Below are 13,363 nucleotides of genomic sequence, written 5' to 3' on the forward strand. Positions count from 1 at the left end.
CATCACGGCCTCAAGGAGTCGAGACCCGTGTCGGAAAAAAAAGATCCTCACGTACCCGCGTCGACCAAGAGTGTTGAGGGCGTGAAGTTCGTCTACGACTTCACCGAAGGCAACAAGGACCTCAGGGACCTTCTCGGCGGTAAGGGTGCGAACCTCGCGGAGATGACCAACCTGGGCCTGCCGGTGCCCCCCGGCTTCACCATCACCACCGAGGCGTGCAAGGTCTACCTCGGAAGTGGCGAGGAGCCGGTGGCACTGCGTGACGAGGTCGGTGCGCACCTCGAAGCCCTCGAAGCGACCATGGGCAAGAAGCTCGGACAGGCCGCCGACCCCCTCCTCGTGTCGGTCCGCTCCGGGGCGAAGTTCTCGATGCCCGGCATGATGGACACCGTCCTGAACATCGGCCTCTCCGACAAGTCCGTGCAGGGCCTGGCGAAACAGGCCGGCGACGAACGCTTCGCCTGGGACTCCTACCGCCGGCTCATCCAGATGTTCGGCAAGACCGTCCTCGGCATCGACGGCGACCACTTCGAGGAAGCCCTCGACAAGGCCAAGGAGACCAAGAAGGTCACGGTCGACACCGAACTGGACGCCGCCGACCTGAAGAAACTGGTCACCCGGTTCAAGAAGATCGTCAAGGCCGAGGCGGGCCGGGACTTCCCGCAGGACCCGCGCGAACAGATGGACCTCGCCGTCAAGGCGGTCTTCGAGTCCTGGAACGGCGACCGGGCCAGGCTCTACCGCCGCCAGGAACGCATCCCGCACGACCTCGGCACCGCCGTCAACATCTGCTCGATGGTCTTCGGCAACCTCGGCCCCCACTCCGGCACCGGCGTCGCCTTCACCCGCGACCCGGCCAGCGGCCACCAGGGCGTCTACGGCGACTACCTGCAGAACGCGCAGGGCGAGGACGTGGTCGCGGGCATCCGCAACACGGTCCCGCTCGCGGAGCTGGAGTCGATCGACAAGAAGTCGTACGACCAGCTCATGCAGATCATGGAGACCCTGGAGAACCACTACAAGGACCTCTGCGACATCGAGTTCACCATCGAGCGCGGCCAGCTGTGGATGCTGCAGACCCGGGTCGGCAAGCGCACCGCGGGCGCCGCCTTCCGGATCGCCACCCAGCTGGTGGACCAGGGCCTGATCGACGAGACCGAGGCGCTGCAACGGGTCACCGGGGCCCAGCTCGCGCAGCTGATGTTCCCGCGGTTCGACGAGCACGCCAAGGCCGAGCAGATCGGCCGGGGCATCGCCGCCTCGCCCGGCGCCGCGGTCGGCAAGGCGGTCTTCGACTCGTACACCGCCGTCAAGTGGTCGCGCTCGGGCGAGAAGGTCATCCTGGTGCGCCGCGAGACCAACCCCGACGACCTGGACGGCATGATCGCGGCCGAGGGCATCCTGACCTCCCGCGGCGGCAAGACCTCGCACGCGGCCGTGGTCGCCCGCGGCATGGGCAAGACCTGCGTCTGCGGCGCGGAGGAGCTGGAGGTCGACACCAAGCGGCGCCGGATGACGGTGCCGGGCGGGCACGTCGTCGAGGAGGGCGACCTGCTCTCCATCGACGGCTCGACGGGCAAGGTGTACCTCGGCGAGGTCCCGGTGGTGCCGTCCCCGGTGGTCGAGTACTTCGAGGGCCGGATGCACGCGGGCGCCGACGACGCCGACGAACTGGTCGAGGCGGTGCACCGGATCATGGCGTTCGCCGACCGCAAGCGCCGGCTGCGGGTGCGCGCCAACGCCGACAACACCGAGGACGCGCTGCGGGCCCGGCGCTTCGGCGCCCAGGGCATCGGCCTGTGCCGCACCGAGCACATGTTCCTCGGCGACCGGCGCGAACTGGTGGAGCGGCTGATCCTGGCCGACACGGAGGCCGAGCGCGAGGAGTCGCTGAAGCAGCTCCTGCCGCTCCAGAAGCAGGACTTCGTCGAGCTGTTCGAGGCGATGGACGGGCTGCCGGTGACCGTCCGGCTGCTCGACCCGCCGCTGCACGAGTTCCTGCCCGACATCACCGAACTGTCGGTGCGCGTGGCGCTGGCGGAGTCCCGGCAGGAGCCGCACGAGAACGAACTGCGGCTGCTCCAGGCGGTCCACCGGCTGCACGAGCAGAACCCGATGCTCGGCCTGCGCGGCGTCCGTCTCGGGCTGGTCATCCCCGGCCTGTTCGCCATGCAGGTCAGGGCGATCGCCGAGGCGGCGGCCGAGCGCCGGACGGCCAAGGGCGACCCGCGCGCCGAGATCATGATTCCGCTCGTCGGCACCGTCCAGGAACTGGAGATCGTCCGCGAGGAGGCCGACCAGGTCATCGCCGAGGTCCGGGAGGCGACCGGCACCGACTTGAAGCCGGCGATCGGCACCATGATCGAACTGCCGCGGGCCGCGCTGACCGCGGACCAGATCGCCGAGGCGGCCGAGTTCTTCTCCTTCGGCACCAACGACCTCACCCAGACGGTGTGGGGCTTCAGCCGCGACGACGTCGAGGCGTCCTTCTTCACGGCCTACCTGGAGAAGGGCATCTTCGGCGTCAGCCCGTTCGAGACCATCGACCAGGAGGGCGTCGGCAAGCTGGTGGCCGACGCGGCCCGGGCCGGCCGCGCCACCCGCCCCGGCCTGAAACTCGGCGTCTGCGGCGAGCACGGCGGCGACCCCGACTCGGTGCACTTCTTCCACGAAGTGGGCCTGGACTACGTCTCCTGCTCCCCGTTCCGCATCCCGGTGGCCCGCCTGGAGGCGGGCCGCGCGGCCACCCGGTCGACGGGCAGCGACCACCGCTGACGTCACCTGTCTCCGGAGCCCCCGGGTCACCCCGACCCTCACCGGCCCGGCACCGGCTCCGGTGCGCAAAAGAAGGGGCGGCATCCTGTGCGGGGATGCCGCCCCTTGGCGCGGGACAGACGCGTTCTGCCGAACCGGAGGCGGTGGCCGACGGAGCCGCATACGGGGCGGCGAACGGCTCAGGCGCAGGCGTGGACGACGAGGGTGCCGATGTGCCGCCCGGCCTGCGGGGCGTTCACCGCACAGGTGCCGCCGAGGTGAGGTCGGCCCGGTTCTCGGGTCGGGTGGGTCACCGATTCGCCCTCGCCGCGTTGCGGTGCAGGCGGATCGCCGAGATCAGGAAGAAGATGCCGCCGAGCGCGGCGTACCCACTGAGGCTGACCAGCGACGCCTTCGCGCCTGAAGCCATCGCGATGAAGCTGGAGCCGGCGAGGACGGAGATTCCGCCGCTGAGGATCATCGCCCACTGACCGCCGAGCCGGTACCGCTGGATCGCGACGATCAACTGGACGATGCCTGCGGTGATCGCCCAGCCTCCCCACACCCGCAGGGCGTCCGGGATCCCGGAGCCGACGGCGACGGCCAGCCCGATCGCGGTGAGCAGGCTCAGCGACTCCGTCGGGATCGACCGCATCATCGCCACGGCCGAGGTCACTCGGGCGACGCTGTACCGGCACTTCCCCAGCAAGGACGACCTCGTCGTCGCCTACCTGACACAAGGCGACGAGGCGATTCGCTCACGCGTGGGTGCCGCGCGGACTGAGGGCGCATCCACCTTGGACAACGGCCGCGACGTGGACCGCCTTCCGGGATCCGCTGACCCGCTCGGCGACGTACTCCGACGACCGGTGGCGTCAGCAATGATCAGGGGGCCGGCCGGGACGGTCGCCGCCCGGGCGCAGAAGATGACCGGATCTACCGGTGACGCCGCGCGGCCGCGAGGGTCGGTCACCGGCAACTCGACCACAGCCGGGTCCAGGGCCGGTCCGGCGCCGACCGCCACGGCGGGTGAGCCGATGGCGGCGGCGCCGGGGACGGCGCGGCGGGACTGTCCGGGACGGTCCCGGGCGGAGGCTACGAGCGGAACGGTCCCGTCACCTCGTAGGTGATGCCGCCGGACGACTGGCCGCTGGTGCCCCGCTGGCTGGAGAAGTACATCCGGGTGCCGTCGGGTGAGAACGCCGGACCCGTGATCTCCGAGCCCGACTGGCCGTCGATGCGCAGGAAGGGCGCGACGACGTCGTCCGGGGTGATCACGCAGATCTCCATGTTGCCGCCGTCCTCCGCCACGAACAGATCGCCGGATGCGGCGCCCGTGACGTTGTCGACGCCGGTCAGCGGGGCGTTGCCGCCCGTCACCAGGGAGTCGTCGTAGGCGAGTTCGATGGTCTGGGCCGCGGCGTCGTACTGCCAGACGCGGTTGTCGCCCTTGGTGGTGAACCAGCAGGTGCCGTCCGCGTAGTGGCAGCCCTCGCCGCCGTTGAACCGCTTGGCGCCCGCGACCTGGTTGCGGGTGGCCGTCGCGCCCGTCGGGTCGGGGACCCGCGCCCAGCTGACCGGGCCGCTGGTGGCCGTGCCCCCGACCAGCACCTCCAGGGTGCCGGCTGACAGGTCGCCCCAAGTGGCGGGCCGGAAGCGGTAGAAGCAGCCGTCGGTGACGTCCTCCGTGAGGTAGATCACCCCCCGGACTGGGTCCGCCGCCGCGGCCTCGTGCTTGAAACGGCCCATCGCGTCCCGGCGGACCGCCGCCTTCACGCCCCAGGGGTCGGTCTCGTACACATAGCCGCGGTCCACCTCCTCGCAGGACAGCCAGGTGTTCCACGGCGTCTTGCCGCCCGCGCAGTTGGACCGGGTGCCGGACAGGACACGGTAGGCGCCGGTGACCGTACCGGCCGCCGAGAACTTCAGTGCGCTCGCGCCGCCGGAGGGGCTGATCTCGGAGTTGGAGACGTAGATCCAGCCGCTGCCGTCGGCGTAGCAGGCCCCGCCGTCGGGGGCGTCGTGCCAGGTGTACGAGGTGCCGGGCACCGTCTGCCGGGAACGGGCGAGCACCCGGCTGGTGAAGCCGCTCGGCAGCCGGATGCCGTTCGCGTCAGCGGCGCCGAGCGGTCCGTAGGGGCCCGCGCCGGGCTGTGCGGGCGCGGCGTAGGCGGCACCGCGCCACAGGGTTCCGCCGAACACGGCGGAGGAGCCGCCGAGAGCGGCTGCACGCAGGAAGGTACGACGTTCCACGCCTGCTCCAAGGGGTAGTCGTGACCGCGTCGCCGCCGGGCGGGCGGCGGGGTCGTGCGGAAACGGACCCTAGGCGTCCTGGATGGATACGCCGTGGATATGTCGTGCACATGACTTAACGGAAGCGTTCTGTCCGTCTGGCGGTCCGGGTGCCCTGGTGGCGGGTGATCCCTGCCGGTTCCGGGTCGGTCCACCGGTTTCGGGTCGGTCCCTATCGGGTCCGGGTCCCTATCGGGTCCGGACCTCGTACGTCGCCACCCGGACCGCCGGGTCGTCCAGGCACTGGCCCGACTCCAGGCAGAAACGCTGCTTCAGCAGCGGGGAGGCGACGAACGGGCGGCCCTGGTGAGTGCCGGTCAGACCGCGGGAGAGGACCGCGGCGCCGGTGAACGGATCGCGGTTGTCGACGGCGTGCAGCCGGCCCGCGCGGTCGCGGAAGACGGCCGCCTGCCGGCCGTCGGGCAGCAGCGCCGCCACGCCGCGGCCGGGGACCAGCCGCGCCAGGTCGCAGACGGCCAGCCAGTCCACGCCGCACCGCAACTCGACGGTCGGATTCGTAGTTCCGACGGCCGGGTTCGTCGTCCCGGCGGTCGGATCTGTGGTCCCGGCGGTGACGTCACTCGTCTCCGGTGCCAGGGTCATCGGGTGCTTCCTTCCAGGGGGCGCGGGCCGAGTGTCAGCAGGGGCAGGTCCGGCTTGATCTGGTCGCGTTCGGGGACGAAGCCCACCATCGGGTCGGGGGCTTCGGGTGCGTTCACGAACGACACGAACCGGGCCAGCTTCTCCGGGTCGTCGAGGGTCTCGGCCCACTCGTCGCGGTAGTGGGCGACATGGGCCGACATCAGCTCCTCCAGCTCCGCGCAGATGCCCAGCGAGTCGTGCACCACCACGTCCCGTACGTGGTCCAGGCCGCCCGGGATCCGCTCCAGCCAGGCGCTCGTGCGCTCCAGGCGGTCCGCGGTGCGGATGTAGAACATCAGGAACCGGTCGATCAGCCGGACCAGTTCGGCGTCGTCCAGGTCCTGCGCGAGCAGGTCCGCGTGGCGCGGGGTGGCTCCGCCGTTGCCGCCGACGTACAGGTTCCAGCCGTTCGCCGTCGCGATGATCCCGAAGTCCTTCGACCGGGCCTCCGCGCACTCGCGGGCACAGCCGGAGACCGCCGACTTGAGCTTGTGCGGGGACCTGAGGCCCCGGTAGCGCAGCTCCAGGTCGATCGCCATGCGCACCGAGTCCTGGACGCCGTACCGGCACCAGGTCTGCCCCACACAGGACTTCACCGTGCGCAGCGCCTTGCCGTACGCGTGCCCCGACTCGAAGCCCGCGTCCACCAGCCGGGCCCAGATCAGCGGGAGCTGTTCCACCCGGGCGCCGAACATGTCGATCCGCTGACCGCCGGTGATCTTGGTGTAGAGGCCGAAGTCGCGGGCGATCTCGCCGAGCACGATCAGCTTCTCCGGGGCGATCTCGCCGCCGGGTACGCGCGGTACGACGGAGTACGAACCGTTCTTCTGGAGGTTGGCCAGGAAGTGGTCGTTGGTGTCCTGGAGCGCGGCCTGCTCGCCGTCCAGGACATGGCCGTCCGCCCCGATGGACGGCGCGAGGGAGGCGATCACCGAGGCCACCGCCGGTTTGCAGACCTCGCAGCCGTCGCCGCCCCGGGCCGCCGCACGGCCGTACCGGTCGAGCAGGTCCCGGTACGACGTGACGCGCAGGGCACGGACGATCTCGTACAGCTCCTCGCGGGTCTGGCCGAAGCAGCCGCACAGGCCCTTGTCCACCTCGACGCCGGACGCCTCCAGTTCCGCGGAGACCAGCTGGCCCAGCACCTTGACGCAACTGCCGCAGCCGGTACCCGCCCTGGTGCACTTCTTCACCTCCGGCACGGAGGTGCAGGCGTGCCCGGTCACCGCGTCGCGGATCGCGCCCTTGGTGACGTTGTGGCACGAGCAGATCACCGCCTCGTCGGGCAGCGCGGACGGCCCGAGCGCCGCCGGGCCCCCCGCGTCCGCCGGCAGGACCAGCCGCTCGGGCGGTACCGGCGGGACCGAGCCGGTCAGCGCGCGCAGTGTGCCGTACGCCTCCGCGTCGCCCACCAGGATCCCGCCGAGCAGCGTGCCGTCGCGGCCGACGACCAGCTTCTTGTACAGCCCGGCCCGGGAGTCGGCGTAGACGACGTCCAGGCAGTCCGCGGCCGTGCCGTGCGCGTCGCCGAAGGACGCCACGTCCACCCCGAGCAGCTTCAGCTTGGCCGACAGGTCGGCGCCGGTGAACCCGGACCGCCCCGCCTCGTCCCCGGCGATGGCCGCCGCGGCGGTCTCCGCCTGCTCGTAACCGGGCGCGACCAGGCCGTACACCCGGCCGTCGACCGCCTGCGCGCACTCGCCGATCGCGAACACCCGCGGGTCGGTGACCGTACGGCACCGCTCGTCGACGCTGATGCCGCCGCGCTCGCCGACCGCCAGACCGCAGGCGCGGGCGAGCTGGTCGCGGGGGCGGACACCGGCGCTGAACACCACCAGGTCCGTGGCGAGTTCGCGGCCGTCGGACAGCTTCATGCCGCTGACCGCGCCGTCCGCGCCGACGACCACCTCCTGTGTGCCCACACCGGTGTGCACGGCGAGCCCCATCTCCTCGATGGTGCGCAGGAGCGCGGCGCCGCCGCCGTCGTCGACCTGCACGGGCATCAGCCGCGGCGCGAACTCCACGATGTGGGCGTCAAGGCCCAGGCCCTTCAGCGCGCCCGCGGCCTCCAGGCCGAGCAGCCCGCCGCCGACCACCGCGCCGGTCGTTGCCCGGGACTTCGCGTACTCCTCGATCGCGAGCAGGTCCTCGATCGTGCGGTAGACGAAGCAGCCCTCGGCGTCGTTGCCCGGCACGGGCGGGACGAAGGGGAAGGAGCCGGTGGCCAGGACGAGCACGTCGTAGCCGACGGTCAGCCCGGAACGGGCCGTGACCTCGCGGGCCTCGCGGTCGACGGCCTGAGCCGGGTCGCCCACGTGCAGCTCGATGCCGTGGTCCGCGAGGAACCCCGGGTCGGTCAGGGACAGGTCCTCGGGCGTCCGCCCCGAGAAGTACGAGGTGAGCTGGACCCGGTCGTAGGCCGGACGCGGCTCCTCGCACAGCACGACCACCCGGTGCGTGGCGGTCAGGCCGCGCTCGGCGAGCGCTTCGAGGAAGCGCTGGCCGACCATGCCGTGGCCGACGAGCACGATCGTGCGGCGGGGGCGGACCTCATCGGGGCGGGGGCGGTTCCCCTCGGGCTGGGGCTGGTCGCCGTCGGGTCGGGGGATGGCCCCGACGGGTCCGGGCCGGTCCCCTGCGGGTGCGGTCGTGGACATCAGGAGCCTCCGTCGTTGGTGAGCAGGTGCAGCAGCGGGCCGTCGTCCGGGAGCGGCTCCGCTCCCTCCCAGGCGCGGGCGAGCGCGCCGACGGTGCCGAGTTCGCCGACCAGGACCCCGCCGACCAGGCGGTCGTCGCGGACGACGACCTTGCGGTAGGTGCCGCGGGTGGCGTCGGTGAGGCGGACCACGTCGTCGCCGGGTCGCGGTTCGGCCTCGCCGAAGGCGGCGAGGTCGAAGGGGGCGAGGCCGAAGGGTGAGCCGGGGCCGGCCAGGGTGAGCCGGGTCAGCGAACGGGTGCCGGTGTAGCGGGCGCCGGCCCGCCCCGCCAGCAGTTCGGCCAGCACGTCGGCCTGTTCGAGGGCCGGGGCCGCCAGGCCGTACACCGTGCCGGCGTGCTGGGCGCAGTCGCCGATGGCGTGGATGTACGGGTCGGACGTGCGCAGCTCGTCGTCGACGAGGACGCCCGCGCGGACGGCGAGACCCGCGTCCGCGGCGAGCCCCACCCGCGGGCGGACCCCGCAGGCGACGACCACGAGATCGGTGTCCAGGGTGTATCCGTCGGCCAGCTCGACCGAGCGGACCGCGCCGTCCGCGCAGCGCACGTCCCGCACCCGGCACTCGGTGTGCACCTCGACGCCCAGGTCCGCCAGATGCCGCAGCAGGAGGCGCGAGGCGTCCGGGTCGAGCTGGCGCTCCATGAGCCGTTCGGCCTGCTGGGCGAGGACCACCCGGGCGCCGCGCGCGGCCAGCGCCCGCGCCGCCGACACGCCGAGCAGTCCGCCGCCGACGACGACCGCCCGCACGCCCGGCCGTACCGCCCCGGCCAGGCCCAGGCAGTCGTCCATGGTGCGAAACGCGTGCACGCCCTCGGGAAGTCCCGCTCCGTCCGTCCCGAACAGGCCGCGCAGCGGCGGCAGGACCGGGTTGGAGCCGGTGGCCAGGACGAGGGTGCCGTAGGCGATCTCCGAGCCGTCCGCGCAGCGCACCCGGCGCGCGGCGCGGTCGATGCCGGTGACCCGGGCGCGCACCAGGTGCGCGGGCGCCGGGAGGGCGATCACCTCGGGGGCGTAGCGGCCGGCCAGCACCTCCGCGAGCAGCACCCGGTTGTACGGGTGGTGCTCCTCCTCGCCGACGAGCAGCGCGGACGTGCCCAGCTCGGCGAGCCGCCGGGCGAGCCGTTCGCCCGCGAGGCCGGTGCCGATCACCACCACACGCGTGTCCGAGGTCATGCCTCGCAGCGTGCGGCGCCGACGTTACCCGGCCGCATCACGACTGTTTCCCGGGCGGAACGCTGCCCTCAGCGGGAAGCTGCGGCAGCTGTGAGGGACACGGGTCTACCGGGCCTGGGTCTACGGGGTTACGGGGCCATGCATCTACGGGGCTACGGGGCCATGCGTCTACGGGGCTACGGGATCGGCGGGCCGGATGGGCGAAGCCCAGGGGACCGTGGGACCGGTCCGGTCAAGCTCAGAAGTACCTCAGGAAGGGTGGCCCATGCAGCCGATCGCTCCGTAGGGTCGCGATCATGCCCGACATAGCGCTGCCCGTCGTCGTCCTGCTCTGCCTCGCCGCCCTCGCGGCCGGCTGGATCGACGCCGTGGTGGGCGGCGGCGGGCTGCTGCTCCTGCCGGCGCTGCTGCTCGGCCTGCCCGCGCACACCCCGGCCGCGTACGCGCTCGGCACCAACAAGGCGGTCGCCATCGTCGGCACGACGGGCGCGGCGGTGACGTACGCCCGCCGGGCACCCGTCGACGTGCGCAACGCCGTCCGCATCGGGCTCGCCGCGCTCGCCGGCTCCTCGGCCGGGGCGTTCTTCGCGGCCGGGATGAGCACCGACGTCCTCAAGCCGGTGATCATGGTGGTGCTGCTCGCCGTCGCCGCCTTCGTGATCCTGCGCCCCGCCTTCGGCGCGGCCCCGGCGGCCGGTCCCGCCGGCCGCCGCCGGATCCTGGCGGCCATCGGCCTCGCGGGCCTGGGCATCGGCTTCTACGACGGCCTCGTCGGGCCCGGCACCGGTACCTTCCTCGTCCTCGCCCTCACCGCCGTGCTCCGCCTCGACCTGGTCACCGCCTCCGGCACCGCCAAGATCGTCAACTGCTGCACCAACGCGGGGGCGCTCGCCATGTTCGCCTGGCAGGGCACCGTCCTGTGGCGGCTCGCCGCCCTGATGGCCGTGTTCAACCTCGTGGGCGGCACCCTGGGCGCGCGCACCGCGCTGAAGAAGGGCAGCGGCTTCGTCCGGATCGTGCTGCTCACCGTCGTGTTCGCGCTGGTCGCGAATCTGGCCTACGAGCAGTGGATCGGGTAGCGGCCGGCGCCCGGCCGTCCGCTACCGGCTGCCCGTCAGATGCGCGAAGACGACCACGTTCCCCCGGTATCCGGTGGCCTTGGAGTAACCCCCGCCGCAGGTGATCACCCGTAGCTCGGGGCGGCGCGCGGCGCCGTACACCTTCTCGTCGGGGAAGTCCTGCGCCTGGTAGACCTCGACCGCGTCCACGGTGAACACCGCGACGCTGCCGTCCCGCCGGTCCAGTTCGACGGTGGCGCCCCGCTTCAGCGCGCCGAGGTCGTAGAAGACGGCCGGACCCTCGGAGTTGTCGACGTGCCCGGCGACGATCGCGGTGCCCGTCTCACCGGGTGCGGTGCCGGCCTCGTACCAGCCGGCCAGGTTCTTGTTGCGGGCCGGCGGCACGTCGAGGCTGCCGGCCGGGGTCAGACCGAGGCCGGTCATGGGGGCGTCGACGCGGATCGACGGGATCCGGATCCGGGTGGGCGGGGACGGCGGCAGCGCGGGCGCCGTCAGGCGCTCCTCGCCCGGGTCCGGGACGCCCTCCGCGGCGGCGGGCTGCGGCGGCGCGGACAGATGGGCGGTGCCGAGCAGCCACACGCCGGAGCCCAGGGCGACCACGGTGACCGCGGCTATCGCGGTGTCCCCGATCCTGCGCATACGAACCTCCCGAACCTCCCGGAATCACCCGGACCTCCGGGATCGGAACCCCGTACCCCCTCCGGGCCGCGAGGGGCGTCGGACCCGGAGGGGGCGGGGAATGGCGGTACCGGCAGACGGACAGCGGAGGGTGTCCGTCAGATCCCGTCGCCTCTCGCCCGGCGATGCAGGAGCCAGGTACCGCCCGCGGCGGCGACGGCCAGAGCCGCCACGCCCGCCGCGGTCTGCACGGGGTCGGAGCCGAGCGCGCCGCCGACCCCCGTCTTCACACTGCCGTGCGGCTGAGCCTGCGCGTGCGCCGCGGCCAGCGTCACCATCAGATCGCCCGTGACCCGCCGGTCACCCTCGGCACATCGGGCGACGATCTCGTACGTCCCCGGCTGTGCGCTCGGCGGCACCCGGAACTGGCCGATCGCGTTGCCCTCGTGCGTGCTCGGCGCCAGGGTGAAGGCGCCGGCGCCGACCGCGGAGGCGTCGCCCGCCGCCGTGCCCTTCTCACCGCACGCCGTGGTGTTCACCGTGATCTGTCCGCCCGGGATCGCGGTGGACGGGTACACCTCCAGAGCGGCGGTCGCCGTTCCGGCGCCCGGGGCGCTGCGCGGGTGCGCCGCCACGGCGGCGTCACCGCCGTGGGCGGGCGCGGTGGCGAGACCCGCTGCCGCGACGGCGAGCGCGGTACCGGTCAGCATGCGGGCGGTGCTTCGCATCGTGCTCCCTCGCGTTCCGGAGGCCGCGACCCGCGGCACCCCCTGTGCCGCAGCGGAGGTCGCGCCCCTGCCCTACCGAGGTAAAGCCCGCGCGGCCGACGCCGCTCTCTGACAGTCCGTCAGAACTGCGGTGAACGGGTGTCGCGCGGACGGCGCGAGTCCGCGCCCGGATCGACGTTCCGGCAGGTCATGGACGTGCGAGGGGTCATGTTGGAAGTGCACACGAACGGCCCGCGCACGGCGTGTGAACGGGTGACACACCCTCAGGGGCAGCCGCACGGACCCGGGGGAGGGGCCCGTCGGGACCGGGCCTCAGGCCATGTGGGTGGCGTGGGAGAAGTCCGCCGGGGCCGGCCTTCTGACCCTGTCGGCGGCGTGCGAGGAGCCCACCGGAATCAGACCTCAGGCACGGCCGGCGGCATGGCTGACCTCAGGCCCCGTCGGCGGCGTGGTCCGCCAGGGCCTCGGCCGTCGTGCGGCGGGCCACCGCTGCCAGGACCGGGTTCGTCCGCCGGTAGTAGTGCTCCGCCATCAGGCCGAAGCACAGCGCCCAGCCGCGCCCGCGTGCCCAGGTCGTGGCGTCGGTGCCGGACGCCTCGCGGAACAGGTCGCGGGTGGAGGCGGTGAGGAGCGCCCACGCGGCCAGGGTGTCGGCCGCCGGATCTCCGACGCCGAGCCCGCCGAAGTCGATCACCGCGGTGAGCCGGCCCGCCTCGGTCAGCAGGTTCCCCGGCAGCAGGTCGCCGTGCAGCCACACGGGGTCGCCGTCCCACTGGGGGAGCCGTACGACCTCCTCCCACAGCGCCGTCGCGGCGGCCGGGTCCACCGTGCCCGCCGCGCCCAGGTCGCGGATGGCCGCGCGGACGTGCCGGTCGTTCGCCGCGACCGGACCGCCCCGCCAGGACACCGGACCGCCGGTGGCGTCGGTCTTCCGGAGCGCGGCCACGAAACGGCCCAACTCCACTGCCGTGGAGCCGAGTTCGGCGAACGGGGCGGTGTGGGCGTCGCGGCCCGCCAGCCAGCGCAGCACCGACCACGGATGGTCGTACCCCGGGGCCGGAGCGCCCAGCCCGAGCGGTACCGGGACCGCCAGCGGGAGGTCCGGTGCGAGCCGGGGCAGCCAGCGCTGCTCCTTGGCCACCTGTCCGGCCGACCCGGGCCGGCGCGGCAGCCGTACGGCCATGTCGTCGCCCAGCCGGAACATGACGTGGTCCGTACCGGCGGACGGGACCGCGGTGACGGGCAGCCCCGCCCACTCGGGGAACTGCCCGGCGATCAGCCGGCGTACGAGCGGGCCGTCGACGTCGAGTTCGTCGTCGTGCATCTTCGCGCCGGGCATGGGTCTCCGTGTCGGGGTGGGC

General features: G+C 73.0%; 10 protein-coding genes and 1 pseudogene. 3 read left to right on the forward strand and 8 right to left on the reverse strand.

Features of this window, described 5'->3' with window-relative positions:
- Positions 1–27 precede the first annotated feature (27 nt).
- Positions 28–2,775, forward strand: a complete 2,748-nt coding sequence (ppdK, locus tag ACFYPJ_RS02720) for a pyruvate, phosphate dikinase (protein ID WP_389009308.1) — start codon at positions 28–30, stop codon at positions 2,773–2,775.
- Between the two features lie 289 nt (positions 2,776–3,064).
- On the opposite strand, the pseudogene ACFYPJ_RS02725 reads toward ppdK, so the two are convergent.
- A pseudogene (locus ACFYPJ_RS02725) lies at positions 3,065–3,388 on the reverse strand (hypothetical protein); the annotation flags it as partial.
- Between ACFYPJ_RS02725 and ACFYPJ_RS02730 the strand changes: the two are divergent.
- Positions 3,288–3,884: a TetR/AcrR family transcriptional regulator gene (locus ACFYPJ_RS02730; protein WP_389009311.1), complete on the forward strand. Its 597-nt coding sequence runs from the start codon at positions 3,288–3,290 to the stop codon at positions 3,882–3,884. The pseudogene ACFYPJ_RS02725 and the gene ACFYPJ_RS02730 sit on opposite strands and share 101 nt — an antisense overlap.
- Here ACFYPJ_RS02730 and ACFYPJ_RS02735 read toward each other — a convergent pair.
- From ACFYPJ_RS02735 to ACFYPJ_RS02750, 4 genes are all read right to left on the reverse strand, one after another.
- Complete coding sequence (locus ACFYPJ_RS02735) at positions 3,850–5,007, reverse strand: alkaline phosphatase PhoX (protein WP_389009314.1); 1,158 nt, start codon at positions 5,005–5,007, stop codon at positions 3,850–3,852. The genes ACFYPJ_RS02730 and ACFYPJ_RS02735 overlap by 35 nt on opposite strands.
- 228 nt (positions 5,008–5,235) lie before the next feature.
- The gene (gene nirD, locus ACFYPJ_RS02740) at positions 5,236–5,649 is read right to left on the reverse strand and encodes a nitrite reductase small subunit NirD (RefSeq protein ID WP_389009317.1); all 414 of its coding nucleotides are present in this window, start codon (positions 5,647–5,649) and stop codon (positions 5,236–5,238) included.
- Positions 5,646–8,198, reverse strand: a complete 2,553-nt coding sequence (gene nirB, locus ACFYPJ_RS02745) for a nitrite reductase large subunit NirB (RefSeq protein WP_389010123.1) — start codon at positions 8,196–8,198, stop codon at positions 5,646–5,648. The genes nirD and nirB overlap by 4 nt, the downstream gene beginning before the upstream one ends.
- Positions 8,199–8,344: 146 nt before the next feature.
- Positions 8,345–9,577: an NAD(P)/FAD-dependent oxidoreductase gene (locus ACFYPJ_RS02750; RefSeq protein ID WP_389009319.1), complete on the reverse strand. Its 1,233-nt coding sequence runs from the start codon at positions 9,575–9,577 to the stop codon at positions 8,345–8,347.
- 296 nt (positions 9,578–9,873) lie between these two features.
- On the opposite strand from ACFYPJ_RS02750, the gene ACFYPJ_RS02755 reads away from it, so the two are divergent.
- Complete coding sequence (locus tag ACFYPJ_RS02755) at positions 9,874–10,656, forward strand: sulfite exporter TauE/SafE family protein (RefSeq protein WP_389009322.1); 783 nt, start codon at positions 9,874–9,876, stop codon at positions 10,654–10,656.
- A 21-nt stretch (positions 10,657–10,677) separates the two neighbouring features.
- On the opposite strand, the gene ACFYPJ_RS02760 is transcribed toward ACFYPJ_RS02755, so the two are convergent.
- The 3 genes from ACFYPJ_RS02760 to ACFYPJ_RS02770 form a co-directional block, all read right to left on the reverse strand.
- Positions 10,678–11,295, reverse strand: a complete 618-nt coding sequence (locus tag ACFYPJ_RS02760) for a class F sortase (RefSeq protein WP_389009324.1) — start codon at positions 11,293–11,295, stop codon at positions 10,678–10,680.
- Positions 11,296–11,432: 137 nt separating this feature from the next.
- A complete protein-coding gene (locus tag ACFYPJ_RS02765) occupies positions 11,433–12,002 on the reverse strand; it encodes a hypothetical protein (protein WP_389009327.1) in 570 nt (189 codons plus the stop codon).
- 430 nt (positions 12,003–12,432) lie between these two features.
- Entirely contained in the window at positions 12,433–13,341 is a 909-nt protein-coding gene (locus ACFYPJ_RS02770) for an aminoglycoside phosphotransferase family protein (RefSeq protein ID WP_389009330.1), read from the reverse strand.
- Positions 13,342–13,363: the final 22 nt, after the last annotated feature.

Source organism: Streptomyces sp. NPDC006012 (assembly GCF_042871185.1).
Classification (GTDB): domain Bacteria; phylum Actinomycetota; class Actinomycetes; order Streptomycetales; family Streptomycetaceae; genus Streptomyces.

Coding starts and splice junctions, on each gene's coding strand:
- nirB (WP_389010123.1), bottom strand. CDS start 8,198: ATGGTCGGCCAGCGCTTCCTCGAAGCGCTCGCCGAGCGCGGCCTGACC.
- ACFYPJ_RS02755 (WP_389009322.1), top strand. CDS start 9,874: ATGCCCGACATAGCGCTGCCCGTCGTCGTCCTGCTCTGCCTCGCCGCC.
- ACFYPJ_RS02750 (WP_389009319.1), bottom strand. CDS start 9,577: ATGACCTCGGACACGCGTGTGGTGGTGATCGGCACCGGCCTCGCGGGC.
- ACFYPJ_RS02770 (WP_389009330.1), bottom strand. CDS start 13,341: ATGCCCGGCGCGAAGATGCACGACGACGAACTCGACGTCGACGGCCCG.
- ACFYPJ_RS02765 (WP_389009327.1), bottom strand. CDS start 12,002: ATGCGAAGCACCGCCCGCATGCTGACCGGTACCGCGCTCGCCGTCGCG.
- ACFYPJ_RS02760 (WP_389009324.1), bottom strand. CDS start 11,295: ATGCGCAGGATCGGGGACACCGCGATAGCCGCGGTCACCGTGGTCGCC.
- nirD (WP_389009317.1), bottom strand. CDS start 5,649: ATGACCCTGGCACCGGAGACGAGTGACGTCACCGCCGGGACCACAGAT.
- ACFYPJ_RS02730 (WP_389009311.1), top strand. CDS start 3,288: ATGCCTGCGGTGATCGCCCAGCCTCCCCACACCCGCAGGGCGTCCGGG.